The 18,035-nt window shown below is 73.2% G+C and carries 18 protein-coding genes; 7 read left to right on the forward strand and 11 right to left on the reverse strand.

Translation table 11 applies throughout. The annotated features are described in order from the left end of the window. Positions 1–4 precede the first annotated feature (4 nt). The 3 genes from OUQ99_RS30615 to OUQ99_RS30625 all read right to left on the reverse strand — a co-directional run bounded on the left by OUQ99_RS30615 (position 5) and on the right by OUQ99_RS30625 (position 2,034). A complete protein-coding gene (locus tag OUQ99_RS30615) occupies positions 5–1,258 on the reverse strand; it encodes an activator-dependent family glycosyltransferase (RefSeq protein WP_267947223.1) in 1,254 nt (417 codons plus the stop codon). A 37-nt stretch (positions 1,259–1,295) separates the two neighbouring features. After that, complete coding sequence (locus OUQ99_RS30620) at positions 1,296–1,859, reverse strand: N-acetyltransferase (protein WP_267947224.1); 564 nt, start codon at positions 1,857–1,859, stop codon at positions 1,296–1,298. 76 nt (positions 1,860–1,935) lie between these two features. Then, a complete protein-coding gene (locus OUQ99_RS30625; protein ID WP_267947225.1) occupies positions 1,936–2,034 on the reverse strand; it encodes a SapB/AmfS family lantipeptide in 99 nt (32 codons plus the stop codon). A gap of 318 nt (positions 2,035–2,352) precedes the next feature. On the opposite strand from OUQ99_RS30625, the gene OUQ99_RS30630 reads away from it, so the two are divergent. The 3 genes from OUQ99_RS30630 to OUQ99_RS30640 all read left to right on the forward strand — a co-directional run bounded on the left by OUQ99_RS30630 (position 2,353) and on the right by OUQ99_RS30640 (position 6,388). After that, complete coding sequence (locus OUQ99_RS30630) at positions 2,353–2,937, forward strand: GNAT family N-acetyltransferase (RefSeq protein ID WP_267947226.1); 585 nt, start codon at positions 2,353–2,355, stop codon at positions 2,935–2,937. Between the two features lie 53 nt (positions 2,938–2,990). After that, positions 2,991–5,522: a class III lanthionine synthetase LanKC gene (gene lanKC, locus OUQ99_RS30635; protein ID WP_267947227.1), complete on the forward strand. Its 2,532-nt coding sequence runs from the start codon at positions 2,991–2,993 to the stop codon at positions 5,520–5,522. 140 nt (positions 5,523–5,662) lie between these two features. After that, the gene (locus OUQ99_RS30640) at positions 5,663–6,388 is read left to right on the forward strand and encodes a class I SAM-dependent DNA methyltransferase (protein WP_267947228.1); all 726 of its coding nucleotides are present in this window, start codon (positions 5,663–5,665) and stop codon (positions 6,386–6,388) included. 6 nt (positions 6,389–6,394) lie between these two features. On the opposite strand, the gene OUQ99_RS30645 is transcribed toward OUQ99_RS30640, so the two are convergent. The 5 genes from OUQ99_RS30645 to OUQ99_RS30665 form a co-directional block, all read right to left on the reverse strand. Next, on the reverse strand, positions 6,395–7,183 hold the full coding sequence (locus OUQ99_RS30645; protein ID WP_267947229.1) for a DUF4429 domain-containing protein: 789 nt from the start codon (positions 7,181–7,183) through the stop codon (positions 6,395–6,397). 102 nt (positions 7,184–7,285) lie between these two features. Continuing rightward, entirely contained in the window at positions 7,286–8,245 is a 960-nt protein-coding gene (locus OUQ99_RS30650; protein ID WP_267947230.1) for an ATP-binding cassette domain-containing protein, read from the reverse strand. Positions 8,246–8,343: 98 nt separating this feature from the next. After that, on the reverse strand, positions 8,344–8,901 hold the full coding sequence (locus OUQ99_RS30655) for a GNAT family protein (RefSeq protein WP_267947231.1): 558 nt from the start codon (positions 8,899–8,901) through the stop codon (positions 8,344–8,346). Between the two features lie 98 nt (positions 8,902–8,999). Then, on the reverse strand, positions 9,000–9,122 hold the full coding sequence (locus OUQ99_RS30660) for a SapB/AmfS family lantipeptide (protein ID WP_267947232.1): 123 nt from the start codon (positions 9,120–9,122) through the stop codon (positions 9,000–9,002). Between the two features lie 188 nt (positions 9,123–9,310). After that, positions 9,311–9,433 (reverse strand): SapB/AmfS family lantipeptide, encoded by a 123-nt coding sequence (locus OUQ99_RS30665; RefSeq protein WP_267947233.1) that lies wholly within the window; start codon positions 9,431–9,433, stop codon positions 9,311–9,313. Positions 9,434–9,724: 291 nt separating this feature from the next. Between OUQ99_RS30665 and OUQ99_RS30670 the strand changes: the two genes are divergently transcribed. Together OUQ99_RS30670 and OUQ99_RS30675 are read left to right on the forward strand one after the other, a co-directional pair. Continuing rightward, positions 9,725–10,330: a GNAT family N-acetyltransferase gene (locus OUQ99_RS30670; protein WP_267947234.1), complete on the forward strand. Its 606-nt coding sequence runs from the start codon at positions 9,725–9,727 to the stop codon at positions 10,328–10,330. Between the two features lie 175 nt (positions 10,331–10,505). Next, positions 10,506–11,363 carry an ABC transporter permease gene (locus tag OUQ99_RS30675; protein WP_267947235.1) on the forward strand — a complete coding sequence of 286 codons (858 nt, stop codon included), beginning with the start codon at positions 10,506–10,508 and terminating at the stop codon, positions 11,361–11,363. Positions 11,364–11,542: 179 nt separating this feature from the next. On the opposite strand, the gene eda is transcribed toward OUQ99_RS30675, so the two are convergent. The 3 genes from eda to zwf all read right to left on the reverse strand — a co-directional run bounded on the left by eda (position 11,543) and on the right by zwf (position 15,641). Then, positions 11,543–12,175: a bifunctional 4-hydroxy-2-oxoglutarate aldolase/2-dehydro-3-deoxy-phosphogluconate aldolase gene (gene eda / locus OUQ99_RS30680; protein ID WP_267947236.1), complete on the reverse strand. Its 633-nt coding sequence runs from the start codon at positions 12,173–12,175 to the stop codon at positions 11,543–11,545. A 152-nt stretch (positions 12,176–12,327) separates the two neighbouring features. Beyond that, positions 12,328–14,163 carry a phosphogluconate dehydratase gene (edd, locus tag OUQ99_RS30685; RefSeq protein WP_267947237.1) on the reverse strand — a complete coding sequence of 612 codons (1,836 nt, stop codon included), beginning with the start codon at positions 14,161–14,163 and terminating at the stop codon, positions 12,328–12,330. Next, positions 14,160–15,641, reverse strand: coding sequence for a glucose-6-phosphate dehydrogenase (gene zwf / locus OUQ99_RS30690; protein ID WP_267947238.1), 1,482 nt, complete (start codon positions 15,639–15,641; stop codon positions 14,160–14,162). The genes edd and zwf overlap by 4 nt, the downstream gene beginning before the upstream one ends. A gap of 205 nt (positions 15,642–15,846) precedes the next feature. On the opposite strand from zwf, the gene OUQ99_RS30695 reads away from it, so the two are divergent. Together OUQ99_RS30695 and OUQ99_RS30700 are read left to right on the forward strand one after the other, a co-directional pair. Then, positions 15,847–17,034, forward strand: a complete 1,188-nt coding sequence (locus OUQ99_RS30695) for an ROK family transcriptional regulator (RefSeq protein WP_267947239.1) — start codon at positions 15,847–15,849, stop codon at positions 17,032–17,034. A gap of 312 nt (positions 17,035–17,346) precedes the next feature. Then, positions 17,347–18,021 carry a hypothetical protein gene (locus OUQ99_RS30700; protein ID WP_267947240.1) on the forward strand — a complete coding sequence of 225 codons (675 nt, stop codon included), beginning with the start codon at positions 17,347–17,349 and terminating at the stop codon, positions 18,019–18,021. The last annotated feature ends 14 nt before the right edge of the window (positions 18,022–18,035 follow it).

The raw sequence follows: 18,035 nt of genomic DNA on the forward strand, positions 1-18,035 counted from the left end.
CCGGTCAGCGCCGGTCGGCGAGGCCGGTGAGGGTGTGGGCGAGGTCGGCGGGTGTGGGCATGGCGGCGATGTCGTGTCGCAGGGTGTGTGCGGCGCGGGTGAAGGACGGGTCGCGCAGGAGGGCGCCGACGCCGTCGGCGACGGCCTCGGGGGTGACGCGGTCGGGGGGCAGGAGCAGGGCGGCGCCCCGGTCCCGCACCAGGCCGGACAGCACCGGGATGTCGAACATCCGGGGGTGCGGCGCCAGGAGTTGCGGGATCCCGCTGCTCAGCGCGGTCAGGACGGTACCGGGGCCGCCGTGGGTGACCATGGCGGCGCAGGTGGGGGCGAGTGCGTGCAGGGGCACGTACTCGACCAGACGCGTGTTGGCGGGGACGGCGCCGAGCTTGGCCTGCTCGTGGGCGGGCAGGGTCGCCACGACCTCCACGTCCAGAGCGGCCAGCCCCTCCAGGAGGGTGCCCACGTCGACCGTGTAGCCGCCCAGCCTCAGGCTCGCGCTCGTGCCGAGGCTGAGCCCGACGCGGGGGCGTTCCGGCGGGGTGCGCAGCCAGTCGGGGACCACGGCCCTGCCGTTGTAGGGCACATAGCGCATCGGCAGGTAGTCCAGGTGGGAGGGCGTGTCCACCCTCAGGGACGCGGGGACCTGCTCGATGGTGGCCTGTCCGTGGACCAGGGTCTCGGAGAACTCGACGCCGTACCGGGCGGCGCGCGCCCCCAGCCAGGCGGCCAGGGGGTCCTCCCGGTCTGTCTCGGGCTGCTCGGCCATCCGCGCCAGGAACCGCGCCCGGACCCGGGCGAACAGGTCCACGCTCCACAGGTGCCGCACGTGCGCGGCGCCGCACAGCTCGGCGGCGAGGGGGGCCGCGTACGTCGACGGCTCCCACACGACGAGGTCGGGTCCCCACTCCCGGCAGAACGCCACCAGGTCGTCCAGCATGGGGTCGTTCACCATCCGCCACCACCAGGTGACCACCTTGCCGTAGCCCTCGCGCAGGTGGTCCCAGGTGAGGACCTCGTCCCGGTCCTCCGCCATGTCGAAGTCCAGATGCCGGTCGGCCAGCCCGTTCCGGCTGACCCTGGCGAAGTGGTGGTCCCTGCCGACGGGGACGAAGGGCAGTCCCGCCTCTGCGGCCACGGACCGCAGGTGCGGCTGGCTCGCCACCCTCACCTCGTGCCCGGCCGCCCTCAGTGCCCACGCCAGGGGCACCGTCCCCAGGAAGTGGGTCCTCTCCGCCTGCGTCGCGATCAGCACCCTCATCGCGGCCGCCGCCCCGCGCCCCCGTGCCGGACGGCGCTCACGCCGGCCCGGTCCCCGCCGCCGCGCGTACGTAGACGGCGCCGGCCGCGTCCCACTCCTCCCGGTAGACGGCGAAGATCCGCACGGAGCGCAGCCTCTCCCCGTCGCGCAGGTACTCGGTCAGGGTGCCCTCCCGGGGCGTCGGCGTCCCCGTCGCGCGCAGGCCCGGGAGCCCGCTGTCGACCACCCAGAAGTAGACCTTGCGGATGTTCCACATCGAGAAGGCGTAGTTGACGGCCAGGGCGTGGGCGTCCGTCACGCCCTCCTCCCCGAGCAGTGCCGTGTCCAGGGCGAGGGCGCACTTCACGTAGCGCCCGTTCGGGTTGAGGGAGTGCAGGGAGGCGTACCCGCAGACCCGGCCGGACGCCGGGGCCTCCACGAAGAACTGGGCGGCCACGCCATCGAACTGCCGGGGCCAGAGCGAGGTGAAGACGTCGCGGCTCGGCATCCCGGCCAGACCGAGCCCGGAGAGCTCGTCGTGGACCGCCTCCCCGAACCTCTCGCCGGTGGACGCGAGCCTGGCCGACCGCGTCTCCAGATGGGGGAAAACGATCTCGTGCACAACTTCTCCCGACACTTCTGGGCAGAGCAGAGAAAAGCGCTGTGAAGATTGGCATCTCCACAGCGCGTCAAAACAATCAGCTACAACCGAAGTAGCTGATGCCGCTGTTCAGCAGAACGGCCTCGTCGAGGACGGTGTCCATCTCCTGAAGAGACAGGACGTCGGTGTGAACCATGTCTGGGCTCCTTTCCTGTGCGCAGTCGGATACTGGCGGTTCAGAACCTAGGGCAATTCCTCCGGTGCGACAAGAAGCCCGCGACCCGGCTCCCGGCGGCCGTCCCCTCCCCCGGCCGGCCGCCGACGCGGGGAGCCTCCCGCACCCCGTTCCGCCGACGGCACACGTGCTGTCCCGCCGGCGGGACGCCGGGGCCGGCGCCCCGAGCCGCCCTCCGGGCCCCGACCTGGCTCGGCCCCGGATCCCGGCCGGACACGGGCGGGCGGGGAACCCCGGTCCCGGCCCGGCCGTCGGGCACGGCCCCTAGAGTGTCGCGCCATGCTCACACCGCACCTCGAGACCCCGCGCGTCAGATTCAGCCCCATCGCGCCGGAGAACGTCACGAAACTCTACGACCTCCTGACGGAACTGGGCCTGGAAAGCCTTCCCTCACGCGACGCCTTCTCCGAGTCCTACCACTCGGTGGCCAAGCGATTCGTCGACGTATTCGAGATCCAGCTCCGGCGCACGGGCGAGGTCCTCGGTTTCGGGTCGATCCGCGAGCACGACCCGGCCGGTCATGTGAAACTGGGAATCTTCATGCGCGCCGACCGCCTTCCCGTGGGCGTGGGCGCCGAATCCATGATGCTGCTCGTCAACCACGCCTTCGCGAATTGGGATTACCTCAGGAAAGTGTACGTTCTGACCACGGACGCGAGCCTGGGGCAATTCGGGTCGGCACTCCTGGCCACCCCCCGGGAGGCGTCACTCCCCCGACACGTCTACTTCCAGGGCCGACTGTGGGACCTGCACTTCTACTCGGTGTCCCGGAGCGCCTGGACCGCCAACGGCGCTCCCATCCTCAACAGGATCGCGCGCGGGCCCAGGTCCAGGGCCGCCGCCGGGGGCTCCCGGCCCGAGTGAGCCGCGCCCCGCGCGGCCGAGCCCGTACCGCCACGCCTCCCGGAGGGAAGCCCATGCTCGACCTGTTCGAGATGTACACGCTCGCGGACCCGCTGTTCTTCGAGGAGCCGAGCCGCCTGGCGGACGGCTCCCGCCACGCCCTCGTGGTCCCGGCGGAGTTCTCCGTGAGCGCGCTGGAGCCCCCGACGGGCTGGAAGCGCACACGGAGCGGTCTCTGGCAGGTCGTCGCCCCCGAGGACCCCTCGCTGCCCGAGCAGGGGTGGAAGATCCACGTCTCGGCGACGGTGGACGGCGCGGACGCGACCTGCCGTGACGTGTGGGACTACTGCACCGGGCACGGGATCGCCTTCAAGTACCTCCTCGACAAGAACATCCTCGTCGCGGCCAACGCCAAGTACGCGGCCCGCGCGTCCAGCGGCAAGCTCCTGACCGTCTACCCGCGCGACGAGGAGGAGCTGGAGCGGACCCTGCACGGGCTCTCGGCCCTGGTCGGCGGGCGTCCCGGACCGTACGTCCTCAGCGACCTGCGGTGGGACCGGGGCCCCCTCTACGTCAGGTACGGCGCGTTCCGGGAGAGGTGGTGCCTCGACGCGCACGGCTCCCGTATCCCCGCGCTGCGCGCGCCGGACGGCTCCCTCGTCCCGGACCGCCGCGTCCCCTCGTTCTCGCCCCCGTCCTGGGCGGCGCTCCCCGACGTCCTCAGGCCCCACCTGGCCGCCCGGTCCTCCGAGGAGCGCCAGCCCTACGTCGTGGAGAAGGCCCTGCACTTCTCCAACGGGGGCGGCATCTACCTGGGCCGCCGGGAGGAGGACGGCCTCCGGGTCGTCCTGAAGGAGGCGCGTCCGCACGCGGGCCTGGACCGGGACCTGCGGGACGCGGTGGCGCGCCAGGAGCGCGAGGAGGAGAACCTGCGCCGCCTGGACGGCGTCCCGGGCGTCCCCCGGCTCCTCGGGAGCTTCACGCTGGGCGGCCACCGGTTCCTGGTGCAGGAGTACAAGGAGGGCCGCACCCTGGGCTCGTGGGGCGCCGTCCACCACCCCGGTGTGACCGACGCCCGGCCCGGCGCCGACAGCCTCGCGGCCTTCACGGAGCGGGCCCTTCGCATCCTGGGACGGCTGGAGGCGGTCCTCGCCGCCGTCCACGAACGCGGCCTCGTCTTCGGCGACCTGCACGCCAACAACGTCATCGTCGACTCCGAGGACAACGTCTCCCTCATCGACTACGAACTCGCCTTCGACGCGGACGACGACGGTCGACGGGCTCCGCTCGGCGCCCCCGGCTTCTCCGCGTCGGCCAGGACCGGCCCGGCCGTCGACGCCTACGCCCTCGCCGCGACGCGCCTGTCCGTCTTCCTCCCCTTCTCCCGGATCACCGCGCTCGCCCCGGAGAAGGCGGTCGCCCTGCTCGGCGTGCTCCGCGAGCTCTTCCCCGTGCCCGCGGCGTGGGCGGACGAGATCGAGCGCGAGCTGGTCCCGGACTCCCGTGCCCCGGCGCCGACCCCGGTGACCCCGCGGGCCGTCGCCGCGGGCATCCGGGCGTCCGCCACGCCGGAGCGCACCGACCGGCTGTTCCCCGGAGACCTCCAGCAGTTCGTGTCCGGCGGCTACGGCATGGCCCACGGCGCGGCCGGGGTCCTGTGGGCGCTGGACCGGGCCGGGCAGGGGCGCTCGCAGGAACACGAGGCGTGGCTGTTGGCGGCGTCGCGCCGCCTGCGCTCCCCCCGGCAGGGCTTCTACGACGGGGTCGCGGGCCTGGCGTACGCGCTGGACCACCTGGGCCACCGCGAGGAGGCCGCCGACCTGCTGGACCGCAACGCCGGGGAGCCGGTCGGGGGCGTCTCCCTCTTCTCCGGGACGGCCGGGGTCTGCGCGAACCTCGTGCACTTCGCCGCGGGGGACGCAGGAAGCGAGTACGCGGTCCGCGCCGCCGAGCTGGGCGGCCGGCTCGCCGAGGCGGTCGCGTCGGCCTCCGGGGACGGCCCGGCCACCGGGCGGGCGGGGCTCATGCGCGGCTGGAGCGGCGTGGCCCTGGCCCTGCTCGCGCTGTACCGCACCACGGGCGACACCGCCTGGACCGACGCCGCGGTGCGGGCGCTGCACCTGGACCTGGACCAGTGCGTCACCTCCCCCGACGGCGCCCTGCTGGTCCGCGACCGCGGCGCGCGCGCCCTCCCCAACATCGACGCCGGGGGGCTCGGCGTCGCCCTCGTCGTCCAGGAACTCCTGGCGCACAGGGCCGACGAGCGCTGCGCGGAGAGCCTTCCCGCGCTGAGCCGGTCGTGCCACACCCTGCTGTACGCGCAGGCGGACCTGCTCCACGGCAAGGCCGGGCAGGTCGCGGCGCTCGCCCGGCTCGGCGGGGCGGAGGAGGACCTGCGCTCCCGGGTCCGCGAGCTGGAGTGGTACGCCCTGCCCTTCCGCGGCCACACCGCGTTCCACGGCGGACGGGTGCCGCGCCTGTCCATGGACCTCGCCACCGGCGGCGCCGGCGTCCTGCTGGCCCTGGCCGCGGCGTCCGGCGGGGGGAGCCCCTTCCTGCCGTTCTTCTCCGAGCCGCCCGCGACCGCGGGGAACGGGACCGGCTGAGGACCCGCGCCGGGACCGCGCGGTCCCGGCGCCGACGCGGGCGCACCGCGCCCCGGCACGTGCACACAAGGCGGGCCGTCGGGGACTCGGGGCGGTGGACGCCCCCGGCCCCGGCGGCCACGGACGGAAAGGCCCATCCGATGTACGACAGCAGCTACGCGTCCGTGTACGACACCGTCATGATCCACCGCGGCAAGGACTACGACGCGGAGGCCGCGCTGATCGCCGGCCTGGTCCGCGAGCGCAGTCCCGCCGCGGACTCCCTGCTGGACACCGCGTGCGGCACGGGGCTGCACCTGCGCGCCTTCTCCGGGCACTTCGACCGGGTCGCGGGGCTGGACGGGTCCGACGAGATGCTGGAGCTGGCCCGCGCCCGGGTGCCCGGCCTGCGGACGTGGCGCTCGGACCTGCGCGAGGTGGCGCTGGACACCCGGTTCGACGTCATCACGTGCATGTTCGCCGTTCCGCACCTGGAATCCGAGGACGAGCTCGTCTCCGTCGTCCAGGGGCTCGTGCACCACCTGAACCCGGGCGGTGTCCTGGTGGTCGAGCCCTGGGTCGGGCCGGAGGGGTTCACACCGGGGCACGTCTCCCGCGACCTGGTCGAGGACGGCGGACGGACGGTCGTGCGCCTGTCCCACTCCACCCGCGTCACGGGCAGGCACGACCGGATGCGCATGGTCGTGCACTACGCGGTGGCCGACCCCGAGGAGGGCTTGAGCCACGCCACGGACGGGTGGGAGATGTCGCTGTTCACGCCGGAGCAGTACGCCGCGGCCTTCGAGAAGGCGGGCTGCACGGCCGAGCACCTGCGGATCGAGCCGTTCGCCCACGGCCTGTGGGTGGCCGTGCGCGCCGACGGCTGACCGGCGTCAGGCCTCCTCCGGCTCCTGCCGTGTCCGGCGCCACGGCAGGGCGGGGAACGCGCGGCCGCCCTCGACGGCCTTTCCGCGTGCGGTGGGGTGCGGGAGCAGCGCCGTGACGGCCGTCGCCACGACGGCCGTGGTCCCGCCCTCGTAGTCCGTTCCCCACAGGCTCCAGTGCACCGCGAAGGGGTCGTACCTGGGCAGGACCGACTCGGTCCTGCCGAAGGGGACGAACCGCAGACTGCCGTCCTCGCCGCTCGCGACGGAGGTCCACCGGACCTCGGCGATCTCCTCCAGGGCGAGCCGCTGGGGACCGGCCGCCCGCTTGGCGGACTCCGCCTTCCAGTTGGGCCGCAGGTAGACGTGGGCGCCGTCGAAGACGACCGAGGCGTCGCCCGCGTCGGCGCGGACCGGGGCCGCGGGGGCCTCGACCAGGTAGCGGTCGGGGTCGGTCGCGTCGCCCGGCGCCAGGGCGGCGATCTCCTCGGTGACGGTCTCGGCGAGGTACTCGGCGACAAGGGCCTTCTCCTTGCCCACGCGCAGCTGGTAGGGGTCGCCGCTGCGGCTCAGGTGCCCGCCCGTCGCCTCGGTGAAGGGGTCGGCGCCCGGACGCGGGTGGGCCCGGAGGGTCCCGCCCCTGCGCCGGGGCTCGAAGACGACGCCCGCCAGCGCGGGCAGCGGCAGCGACACCACTCCGAGGCCGCGGCGCAGGGGGTGGGCTCTGCGCCCGGGAGTGATCCACAGGGCCGCCCCGTCGAAGGACCACGACCCGTGACGCGCGCTTACCTCAGCCATACGGACATAGTAGGGGCGGGCACGGGACCCGGGCCGAGGCAGCGGCGGCGGGCGCACGGTCCGGGCTCAGCGCCCGGGGCCGCCGACCAGCGGTTCGGCCCCTCAGCGGCCCTCCTGGGCGGGGCTGTCGATCCCCCGCCCGGTGTGCGCCAGGAAGACGTCGTCCAGCGAGGGCGATCTGACCTGGACCGATGTGATCTCCGCGTCGACCTCGGAGAACACGCGGGGGACGAACCGCCGCCCCCCGGCCACCGTGAACCAGACCGTGTCGCCCTCGACCACCGGGGCGAGGCCGAGCCGTGTGCTCAGCTCCTCCCGGAGGGCCTCCGGGTCGCGGGCGACGATCTCCACGCGGTCCCGGCCGATCTGCGCCTTGAGCTCGGCGGGGCTGCCGACCGTCACGATCTCCCCGCCGTCGATGACGGCGATCCGCCCGCAGTTCTCGGCCTCCTCCAGGTAGTGCGTGGTCATCAGCACGGTGATGCCCTCGCACTCGTTGAGTTCGCGGACGCGGTCCCAGATCGCCTCGCGGGACCTCGGGTCCAGCCCGGCCGTCGGCTCGTCGAGGAACAGCAGGCGGGGGCGGTGGAGCAGGCCCCGTGCGATCTCCAGCCGCCGGCGCATGCCGCCGGAGTAGGTACCGGCCAGCCTCTCCCGGTCCTCCCACAGGCCAACGTCCCGGAGCGCCCGGGTCACCCGCCCGTCGACCTCCTCGGACGGGACGCCGTAGATCTCGGCGTGGAACTTGAGGTTGTACCAACCCGTCAGGTACCGGTCGAGGGTCTGCTCCTGGAACACCAGGCCGATGCTGCGGCGCACGTCGGGACGCTCGCGCACGATGTCGAACCCGGCGATGGAGCCCGTCCCCGACGTCGGGGTGATCAGGGTGGAGAGCATGCCGATCAGCGTGGACTTGCCCGCCCCGTTGGGGCCGAGGAGGCCGAACAGCTCCCCCGGGGCCACCTCCAGGTCGACCCCCTTGACCGCCTCGACCTCACCGAAGCTCTTGGCCAGGCCGCGCGCGCGTACCATCGCCTCCGGGCCGGAACCGTCCGTCGCCATAGTCGTTCACCGCTCCTCCGCTGGTGGAGCGCCCGGTCCGGGACGGACCCGGGCGCGTTCTCCCTCCGACGCCTCCGGGCCCGGGCCGGGCCGCGCGGTCAGGCGGGGAGCCCCTCGCCCGCGCGGACCCGCACGAACTCCGCCCCGGTCCGCTCCCACGCCTCCCGGTAGACGGCGAAGACGTGGGCCGTGCGCAGTTCCGCGCCGTCGAGGACGTACTCGGGCAGGGAACCCTCCAGCCGGACCTCGGCCCCGGTCCGCCGCAGGGCCGCGAGGTCCTCGTCCGGGGTCCACAGGTAGAGCTTGCGCAGGTTCCACATCGAGAACGCGTAGTTGACGGTGAGCGCGTAGGCGTCGGTGGCCCCGTCCGGCCCCAGTTCCCGCTCGTCCGCGACGAGGGAGCCGCAGCCGTGGCGGGCCTGGGAGTTGAAGCCGTGCACGGAAGCGTAGCCCGCGACCCGCCCGGTCCCCGGGGCGTGCAGGAGGAACTGGGCTCCCACCTGGTCGTACCTGCCGGGCCAGAGGGCGGCGAAGACGTCGCGGCCGGGAAGGCCGTCCAACCCGTGGCCGACGAGTTCGTCGCGCACCGCCCCGCCCCGTCTGGTGCCGGTGGCGGCAAGCCTCACGCCGACCGTGTCGAGGTGGGGGAAGATCATCGCGTGCGGCCTCTCTCCCGGCCCGGTTCGTCGCGGACCGGCCGGGCGTGCGGGGGAACGCTGCGAAGAGGGCCCTCACAGCGTTCCCGGAGGAACGGCTACTGGGGCTGGGTGATCACGTCGCCGCTGCAGCCGACGAGGCTGAGGCCGCTGTTCAGCATCGCGCTCTCGTCGACGGCCACCTCGAAGGCCTGGAGATCGAGGACGTCGGAAAGTGCCATTTTTCCTCCTGAGAAAGAAAAACACGGGGGATACCTACGCGAGGGAAGATAGGAGAAACCACAGCCGACCACAAGAGACGAATCCGCCCGGCGCCCGGTGCGAAGTCCGGCCGTGCAGGAGCCGTCTCCGCACCGGGATCACGAGATGGGACGACCGGTTGAATCCCCGTCAAATACCGGTCAGCCGGTCAACTCGGCTGGACAATGACGTCACCGCTGCAGCCGATGTAGCTGAGTCCGCTGTTGAGGAGGGCTTCGGCCTCCAGACCGATGTCCATGCCCTGAAGCGAGAAGACGTCGGACAATGCCATGGCGTCCACCTTTCTTCGATGGTCCGATAGTGCCGACCCAGAACCTAGGCCGACAATGTCGTCGGCGACAAGGAGGGCATTCCCCCGCGCACGTCCCGCCGGCGGGACAGGAATACACGGCGGAACCCGGTACCGTTTCGAACCCCGTCCGCACCCCTTTGGCGCGGACGGGAGGCGCCCCGGGGGCGCGGCCCGCACCGACCCCCGTGCGCGTCGGGTCCTTCCGTGCCAGGATGTCGCCCCCACGGGCTCCGAGCCCCGCGGCAGGCGGAAAGGACGCAACGGTCGGCGATGACATCCCCCCACCTCGAAACCCCTCGTGTCCGCTTTCGTCCCATCGACGAGGAGAACGTCCTCGATCTGTACCAGCTCCTCCTGAAGCTCGGCATAGAGACCCTGCCGTCCCGGGACAACTTCGAGTCGTCGTTCAGGGCCGTGGACGATTCGGAGGTCGCCGTACTTCAGATCGAGACGAAACAGGACGGCGCGGTCCGGGGATTCGCCTCGATCCGGGAACACAGTCCGGCGGGGCACGCGAAGGTCGGCATCTTCATGGATCCCCACGGAATTCCGGTGGGCGTCGGAGCGGAATCCATGATGCTCCTGGTCAACTATGCCTTCACCCGCTGGGAGGATCTCAGAAAAGTATACGCCCTGACGACGGACGCGAGCCTGATGCATTTCGGGTCAGCCCTTTTCACGACACCCAGGGAGGCCACCCTCCCCGGGCACGTGTATTTTCGGGGCCGGCTGTGGGACCTCCACTACTATTCCGTCTCCCGGGAGTCCTGGGCGGGCACGGGGGCCAAACTCCTCACGAGGATGGCGGGCGGCCGTCCACGGCGGGAGGGCGCCGGCTCCGTGGAGAGGGGGTCCGCGCCGGTGTGGACGGAATGACGGACGTGAGGCCGGCGGCCGAACCCGGCGCCGACGGGAACGCCCCGGGTTCGCCAGGGTGGGGACCGCGGGGCATCCGGCCGGAAGGCTCCCCGGGCGCCGCCCGCTCCCGCGGACGGACGGGGGGAGGGTGTCCCCCGACTCCCGAGCAACCCCCTGACGAGAAGGACACCGGATGACGGCCACGCGGCGCCAGCCCGCCCCCACCTCCCCCTTCGGGCTCGGTCACGACCTGCGCACGATCAGGGTGGTGCTCAAGCGCGACCTCTTCCGCTTCGTCCACGACGTCAGCCGGGGCGTGGCGATGCTCCTGCAATCGGTGATGTGGCTGTTCGTGATCGGTGTGGGCTTCGGCTCGCTCATCCCCCGCGGCGAGGACGACCTGCCGCTGACCGCCGTCATGTTCCCGGGCGTGATCGTCATGACGGTCATCGGCACGGCGGTGTCCTCGGCCGCGACCATCGTCACCGACCGCGAGGTCGGCTTCCTGCGCGGCATGCTCGTCGCGCCGGCCAAGCGCTCCGCGCTCATCCTGGGCAAGGTCCTGTCCGGCGCGGTCCTCGCCACCCTCCAGGCCTGCCTGATCCTCTCGGTCGCGGGGCTGGCGGGGGTCCCCTACGCGCCGGGGCTGATGCTCACCCTGTTCGGGCTCACCTTCATGGTCGGGCTGACGGCCTCCGCGATGGGCGTCTTCATCGCCGTCTCGGTCAAGGGCAGCGAGGCGTTCATGGGCATGGCCCAGCTCGTCATCTCGCCCCTGGTCCTGTTGTCGGGCGCCATGTTCCCCATCGGGAACCTCCCCTCCTGGCTGGCCGCGATCACCCTGGTCAACCCGATCACCTACGTCGTCGACCCCATGCGCCAGGCGGTCTTCGCCCACCTCGACACCTCCCCCGCGACCGAGGCGCTGTTCAACCCCGGGATCACGTGGTTCGGCTGGCAGATCCCCTGGGCGGCCGAGGTCGGACTCGTCGCCGGGGCCGGCGTGCTCCTGGTGTGGCTGACCGTGGTCCGCTTCAACCGGTCGGAGTAGGCGGCGCCGCGGGCGGGGCGCCCGGCGGAGCGGCCAGGGGCCCTCGACCACGCGGCGGGCCGGCGCCAGGCGTCCGGCGGGTGTGGGACGGGCGTCGGCGCGGGTGATGGGGGGCGTCGAGGGCCCCCGTCGCCTGGGACGGGCGGGGTCGTCGTCACCGCCCCCCGCGGTCAGGACGCCTAGAGGGCCGCGGCCTCCTCGGCCAGGCGGGTGACGCGGCCCCAGTCGCCCGCCGACACCAGGTCGGCGGGGGTCAGCCAACTGCCTCCCACACAGCCCACGTTGGACAGGGCCAGGTAGGAGGGGGCCGACGCGGCGGTGATCCCCCCGGTCGGGCAGAAGCGCACCTGGGGCAGGGGGCCCGTCAGCGACTTCAGGAACGCCGCGCCGCCCGCGGCCTCGGCGGGGAAGAACTTCAGCGCCGAGAGACCGCGCTCCAGGAGCGCCATCGCCTCGGACACGGTGCCCACCCCCGGGAGGAAGGGCAGGCCGGTGTCGGCCATGGCCGAGGCGAGGTCGGCCGTGCACCCGGGGCTGACCAGGAACCGCGCGCCCGCCTCGGCCGCCGCCCGCGCCTGTCCGGGAGAGACCACGGTGCCCGCGCCCACGACGGCTTCGGGCACCTCGGCCGCGATGCGCCCGATGGCCTCCAGCGCGGCCGGGGTCCGCAGCGTCACCTCGATACCGGGCAGGCCGCCGGCGACCAGGGCGCGGGCCAGCGGCACGGCGGTCTCCGCGTCCGAGACCACCACCACCGGCATCACCGGGGCGAGGTCGAGGATGTCCGCGCCCGAACGGGGGCTCGTCGTCATGTGCGTCTCCGTCTGTGTGGTGGTGCGTGGTCCGGTGCGGGCGCACCGGCGGCCGCCCGCTCCGGTGCGGGCGGCCCGGGGCGGGGCGGGCGCGCCGCGGACCGGTGGGCCGGTCCTTCCGCGCGCCCGCCGTCCGCAGCGTGGGTCGGGGGTCAGAAGACCCCGGCGCCGGCCTCCGCCGGTCCGACCACGCCGCGCAGTGCGGCGAACAGCTCCCGGCCGGTGCCGGTCGAGGAGTCGGCGCTGGGCTGTGCGGGCTCGCGTCCGGAGAGGTCGGCCAGCACCTCCAGTGTGCCCGCGGTGGCGTCCAGCCTGATCGGGTCGCCGTCGCGCACGTACGCGAGGGCGCCGCCCGCGACCGCCTCGGGGGAGACGTGGATGGCCGCGGGCACCTTGCCGGAGGCCCCGGACATGCGCCCGTCGGTCACCAGGGCGACCTTCTGGCCCCGGTCCTGGAGCACCGCCAGCGGCGGGGTGAGCTTGTGCAGCTCGGGCATGCCGTTGGCCCGCGGCCCCTGGAAGCGCACCACGGCGACGAAGTCGCCGGTGAGCTCGCCCGCGGCGAAGGCGTCCTGGAGTTCGGCCTGGTCGGCGAAGACCCGGGCGGGGGCCTCGACGACGCGGCGCTCCGGTGCGACCGCGGAGGTCTTGATGACGGCGCGGCCCAGGTTGCCCGAGAGCATGCGCAGGCCGCCGTCCGGTGCGAAGGGGTCCTCCACCCCGCGCAGCACGGTGGTGTCGCCGCTCTCCTTGGGCCCGTCACCCCAGGTCAGGGTGGCCCCTTCGAGACGGGGGGTCTGCCGGTAGCGGCCCAGTCCCCCGCCCATGACGGTCTGCACGTCCTCGTGGAGCAGGCCGGCGTCCAGGAGGGTGCCGATCAGGTAGGCCATGCCGCCCGCCTCGTGGAACTGGTTGACGTCGGCGGCGCCGTTGGGGTACATGCGGGTGAGCAGCGGCACCACCTCGGACAGGTCCGCGAAGTCGTCCCAGGTCAGCTCGATCCCGGCGGCACGGGCGATGGCCACCAGGTGCAGGGTGTGGTTGCTGGATCCGCCGGTGGCCAGCAGGGCGACCACCGCGTTCACCAGGGCCCGCTCGTCGACCTGCACGCCGACCGGGTTGTGGGAGTCCCCGAGGGCGGTCTGCCCGAGCACGCGGCGCCCGACCTCGGCGGTGAGGGCCTCGCGCATGGGGGTGCCCGGCTGCTCGAAGCTCGCCCCGGCCAGGTGCAGGCCCATGACCTCCATGAGCATCTGGTTGGAGTTCGCGGTGCCGTAGAAGGTGCAGGTGCCGGGCGAGTGGTAGGCGGCGGACTCGGCCTGGAGGAGTTCGCGGCGGTCCGCCTTGCCCTCGGCGAACTTCTGCCGCACCCGCGCCTTGTCCTTGTTGGGCAGGCCGGAGGGCATGGGGCCCGCGGGCACGAACGCCACCGGGAGGTGGCCGAAGGAGAGCGCCCCGATCAGCAGGCCCGGCACGATCTTGTCGCACACCCCGAGCATGAGGGCGCCGTCGAACATGTCGTGGGACAGCGCGACGGCGGTGGCCATCGCGATGACGTCCCTGCTGAACAGGGACAGCTCCATGCCGGCACGGCCCTGGGTGATGCCGTCGCACATGGCGGGCACCCCGCCCGCGAACTGGGCGACGCCGCCCGCCTCGGCCACGGCCGCCTTGATGAGGGCCGGGTAGGACTCCAGCGGCTGGTGCGCGGAGAGCATGTCGTTGTAGGAGGAGACGATGGCCAGGTTGGGCTTGACGTCGCCGGCCAGGGCGAGCTTGTCGGAGACGCCGCAGGCGGCGAACCCGTGGGCGAGGTTGGCGCAGCCCAGTGCGGTGCGGGCGGGCCCCCGGCCCGTCGCCTCGTCGATCCTGGCCAGGTACGCGGACCGGGTCCCGGCGCTGCGCTCGGCCAGGCGGCGGGTGACGTCGGCGACGACGGGGTGGACTCCGGGTCCGTACCCGGTCGTCCCATGGGTGTGCGCGGTCATCGGGGTTGCTCCTCTTCGTGCCACGTGCGGCCGGTGCGGCCGATGAGCCGGTGCGCGCCCTCGGGGCCCGCGCTTCCGGCCGGATAGGTCTCGGGGGTGGTGTCCGTGCTGTTCCAGGCCTCGATGATGGGATCCACCCAGCGCCACGCGGCCTCGACCTCGTCGCGGCGCATGAAGAGGGTGGAGTCCCCCGTCAGCACGTCCATCAGCAGCCGCTCGTAGGCCTCGGGCGAGCGGGTGGAGAAGGTGTCGGCGAAGCTGAGCTCCAGCGGCACGGGCCGGAGCCTCAGCGCGCCCGCGCCGGGCGTCTTGGCCAGCATGGTGAGGTGTATGCCCTCGTCCGGTTGGAGGCGGATGACGAGGCTGCCCGCGCCGGGGACCGTGTCGGTGCCGGGGAAGATCGTGTGCGGCACCTCCCGGAAGCGGATCACGATCTCCGAGCGGGCGTGGCCCACGCGCTTGCCGGTGCGCAGGTAGAAGGGCACGCCGGCCCAGCGCCAGTTCGCGATCTCGGCGCGCAGCGCCACGAAGGTCTCGGTGTCGCTGACCGCCGGCCCGCCCGCCTCGTCGAGGTAGCCGTGGACCTCGACCCCCTGGACGGTTCCGCGCCCGTACTGCCCCCGGGCGGTGTCCTCGGCGACCCGGTCGCCGGTGACGGGCCGCAGCGACTGGAGGACCTTGAGCTTCTCGTCGCGAACGGCCTCGCGGTCGTAGCTGGCCGGGGGCTCCATGGCGGTGAGGCAGAGCAGTTGCAGGAGGTGGTTCTGCACCATGTCTCGCATGGCGCCGGAGGTGTCGTAGTAGCCGCGCCTCCCGCCGACCCCGACGGTCTCGGTGGCGGTGATCTGCACGTGGTCGATCCAGCGGGAGTTCCACAGGGGTTCGAGGAAGACGTTGGCGAACCGCAGCACGAGCAGGTTCTGCACGGTCTCCTTGCCCAGGTAGTGGTCGATCCGGTAGATCCGCTGCTCGTCGAAGACGGCGCCCACGGCGTCGTTGACGGCGCGGGAGGAGGCGAGGTCGCGTCCCAGGGGCTTCTCCATGACCACGCGGGACCCGGGGGTGGCCAGACCGGCGCCGTCCAGGCCGCGGCAGATGTCGCCGGAGATCATGGGCGGGACGGCGAGGTAGAAGACCCGGTCGCGGCCCGGGTCGAGGGCCGCGGCGAGGGCGGCCCATCCGGAGGGGTCTCCGCCGACGTCCACGGTGACGTGGGAGAGGCGGTCGAGGAAGCGGCGGAGCACGTCCGGCTCGACCACCTGGACGGCGGGGTGGCCGCGGACCGCCGACGAGGTCTTGTCCCGCAGGTCGGCGTCGGTGAGGCCGTCGCGCGAGACGGCGATGACGCGCGTTCCCCCGTCCAGGTGGCCGTCGCGGTCCAACAGGTAGAGGGAGGGGAGGAGTTTACGCATGGACAGGTCGCCGGTGCCCCCGAAGACCACCAGGTCGGTGGGGCGGGGCGCGGACTGCTGCGACATCTTCGGGCTGCTCCTGCGGGGAGGGAGAACGGAGAGGGGTGCTGCGACGGGGGGCGGTGCGGGAGGAGGAACGGCCCTTGGGGTCCGGGGACGTTCGCCACTTTCGACCTTACGCCCGACTATGGTAAAAAACCAAGCACACTTGAGAACACTTCTTTACATAACCTCCCAGTCTTCGAGGCTTAACCCCATGGTTGAATGAGATATGGCCAGAACCCCCGGACGCCTTTCCTCTGCTGCCACCAGCGGCCACATCCTGGAGCTGATCCGCTCCGGCGCCGCGACCAGCCGGTCCGAGATCGCCCGGGTCACGGGCCTGTCCCGCCCCTCCGTGGCCCTGCGCGTCACCGAGCTGATCGGGAGCGGCCTCGTCACGGAGGGGACCGGAGCCGTCTCCAGCGGCGGCCGGCCCCCCACCCTCCTGGAGTTCAACGCCGGCAGCGGGCTCATCCTCACCAGTGCCCTCGGCATGGCCCGCAGCCAGGCGGCCGTGTGCGACCTCAACGGGGACGTCCTCGTGCGGACGCCCGGCTCCCCCGACATGGAGAAGGGGCCCGACGCGACCCTCCCCTGGCTGCTCGACGTGTGGTCCGAGCAGCTCGCCTCCCTCGGCCGCGGGCCCGCCGACGTGCGGGGCGTGGGCATCGGCCTGCCCGGCACGGTCGAGTTCCACGCGGGGCGCGCCGACGACCGGCCCTTCCTGGGCAAGTGGGCGGGGGTGGCGCTGGCCCCGCTGGTCGCCGAGCGCTTCCCGGTCCCGGTGACGGTCGACAACGACGTCAACGTGATGGCCCTGGGCGAGCACATCGCCGGCGGGCACGGCCACCCCGACGACATGGTCTTCGTGAAGGCCTCCACCGGGATCGGCGCCGGGCTGCTGTCGGGAGGGCGCCTGCTGCGCGGCTCCCTGGGCGCCGCCGGGGAGATCGGCCACATCCCCGTGCGCGACGGCGGGGGCCTGCCCTGCCGCTGCGGCAACACCGACTGCCTGGAGGCGGTCGCCGGCGGTCGGCGGCTCCTGGAGCTCGCGGCGGAGCGGGGGCGGCGGGCCGACACCCTCAAGGACCTGGTGGCCCTGGCCGTCGGCGGCGACCCCGTGGCCGTGACCCTCGTCAGGGAGGCCGGACGGCGGCTCGGCGAGGCGCTCGCCGGCGCCGTGAACCTGCTCAACCCCGAGGTGATCGTGCTGGGCGGGGACCTGTCGGAGGCCTACGACCACCTGGTCGCGGGTGTGCGCGAAGTGGTGTTCCAGCAGTGCACGGCCCTGGCCACCCGGCAGTTGCGGGTCGTGGCCAGCTCCCTGTGGGACGATGCCGGCGTGCGCGGCTGCGCGGCGATGGTCACCGAGGAGATCCTGTCTCCGGAGTCGGTGAACAAGCTCCTGGCCGGGTGACGCCGACCCCCGGCGCCTCGTCCACAGGCTGTGGACAGAGGGTGTCGCCCCCCACGCGACGGGGCATCCCGAAGGAGGGTCCCCGGGGTCCCGCACCGCCCCCCCATCCCGCCCGGCCCCACCCATCCCTGCGATCCCCGGCATGACCTGCGACGACGCTCTCGGCGACGGGCGTCAGCCCCGCGTTCGCACTTGACAATCACCCCCGATGTGGCGAATAGTCGCCCAGCACCGGTCCCCGCCCCCGCACATCCCCAGTCACCGCCCCGTGACCGCACCCCGTGCGGACCCCCGCCCGGAAAGGTCCTTCCCGTGCTTCTCGAGAACCCGCTCGCGTTGATCCTGCTGGGAGCCGGAATCAGCCTGGCCACCAGTGTCGTCGTGACCGGCCTCCAGGCCCGCCACATCAGGCGCAACGACATCCGCACCTCCTCCCGCTCCTCCGCCCGGAGCCTGACCAGCGCGTTCATCGCCGAGCGCGACTCCGACGGCCGCCAGGAGGGCTTCGTCGCCGAGGCCGAGCTGACGGTCATGTCGATGACCGACCGCAAGACCCGCGAACGGCTGCGCGACGTCATCCGCCTGCTCCGCGAGCGCAACCTCCCCGAGATCGAGGAGCTCAGCGGGGTCAAGGCCGAACGCGCCAGACAGCTGCTGTGCGACCACGCCCTGGAGGTGCTGGGCGCGCACCTGCGCTCCGAGCGGCTCCCGGAGGTCCCCGACCCCGTGCGCAGGATGCTGACCGTCGAGGAGGAGGCGCTGAGCATCCACTCCGGCGAGACGCCGCGCCCCGTCGAGCCCATCGCCAAGAGCGCCGTGACCGCGCGGCCCCGGCACACGGACGCCAAGCCGGCGGCACGGAAGACCGCCAAGGCGACCCCCGCCAAGCCCGCGGCCAAGTCCGCCGCGAAGCCCGCCGCCAAGGGCGGCCGATCCGCCGACGCCGCGGAGGGTCCTGAGAAGGAAAGCACCTTCTGGGACGACTGACCGAAAGAAGCCGG

Origin of the sequence: Streptomonospora nanhaiensis (genome assembly GCF_026642255.1) — a bacterium.
GTDB lineage: Bacteria > Actinomycetota > Actinomycetes > Streptosporangiales > Streptosporangiaceae > Nocardiopsis > Nocardiopsis tropica.

What these genes read in the sequence shown, in the direction of transcription:
- OUQ99_RS30640 (WP_267947228.1), top strand. Translation starts at nt 5,663, where the DNA reads ATGTACGACAGCAGCTACGCGTCCGTGTACGACACCGTCATGATCCAC.
- OUQ99_RS30695 (WP_267947239.1), top strand. Translation starts at nt 15,847, where the DNA reads ATGGCCAGAACCCCCGGACGCCTTTCCTCTGCTGCCACCAGCGGCCAC.
- OUQ99_RS30660 (WP_267947232.1), bottom strand. Translation starts at nt 9,122, where the DNA reads ATGGCACTTTCCGACGTCCTCGATCTCCAGGCCTTCGAGGTGGCCGTC.
- OUQ99_RS30665 (WP_267947233.1), bottom strand. Translation starts at nt 9,433, where the DNA reads ATGGCATTGTCCGACGTCTTCTCGCTTCAGGGCATGGACATCGGTCTG.
- OUQ99_RS30675 (WP_267947235.1), top strand. Translation starts at nt 10,506, where the DNA reads ATGACGGCCACGCGGCGCCAGCCCGCCCCCACCTCCCCCTTCGGGCTC.
- OUQ99_RS30630 (WP_267947226.1), top strand. Translation starts at nt 2,353, where the DNA reads ATGCTCACACCGCACCTCGAGACCCCGCGCGTCAGATTCAGCCCCATC.
- lanKC (WP_267947227.1), top strand. Translation starts at nt 2,991, where the DNA reads ATGCTCGACCTGTTCGAGATGTACACGCTCGCGGACCCGCTGTTCTTC.
- OUQ99_RS30670 (WP_267947234.1), top strand. Translation starts at nt 9,725, where the DNA reads ATGACATCCCCCCACCTCGAAACCCCTCGTGTCCGCTTTCGTCCCATC.
- OUQ99_RS30650 (WP_267947230.1), bottom strand. Translation starts at nt 8,245, where the DNA reads ATGGCGACGGACGGTTCCGGCCCGGAGGCGATGGTACGCGCGCGCGGC.
- OUQ99_RS30645 (WP_267947229.1), bottom strand. Translation starts at nt 7,183, where the DNA reads ATGGCTGAGGTAAGCGCGCGTCACGGGTCGTGGTCCTTCGACGGGGCG.
- OUQ99_RS30615 (WP_267947223.1), bottom strand. Translation starts at nt 1,258, where the DNA reads ATGAGGGTGCTGATCGCGACGCAGGCGGAGAGGACCCACTTCCTGGGG.
- OUQ99_RS30655 (WP_267947231.1), bottom strand. Translation starts at nt 8,901, where the DNA reads ATGATCTTCCCCCACCTCGACACGGTCGGCGTGAGGCTTGCCGCCACC.
- zwf (WP_267947238.1), bottom strand. Translation starts at nt 15,641, where the DNA reads ATGTCGCAGCAGTCCGCGCCCCGCCCCACCGACCTGGTGGTCTTCGGG.
- eda (WP_267947236.1), bottom strand. Translation starts at nt 12,175, where the DNA reads ATGACGACGAGCCCCCGTTCGGGCGCGGACATCCTCGACCTCGCCCCG.
- OUQ99_RS30625 (WP_267947225.1), bottom strand. Translation starts at nt 2,034, where the DNA reads ATGGTTCACACCGACGTCCTGTCTCTTCAGGAGATGGACACCGTCCTC.
- edd (WP_267947237.1), bottom strand. Translation starts at nt 14,163, where the DNA reads ATGACCGCGCACACCCATGGGACGACCGGGTACGGACCCGGAGTCCAC.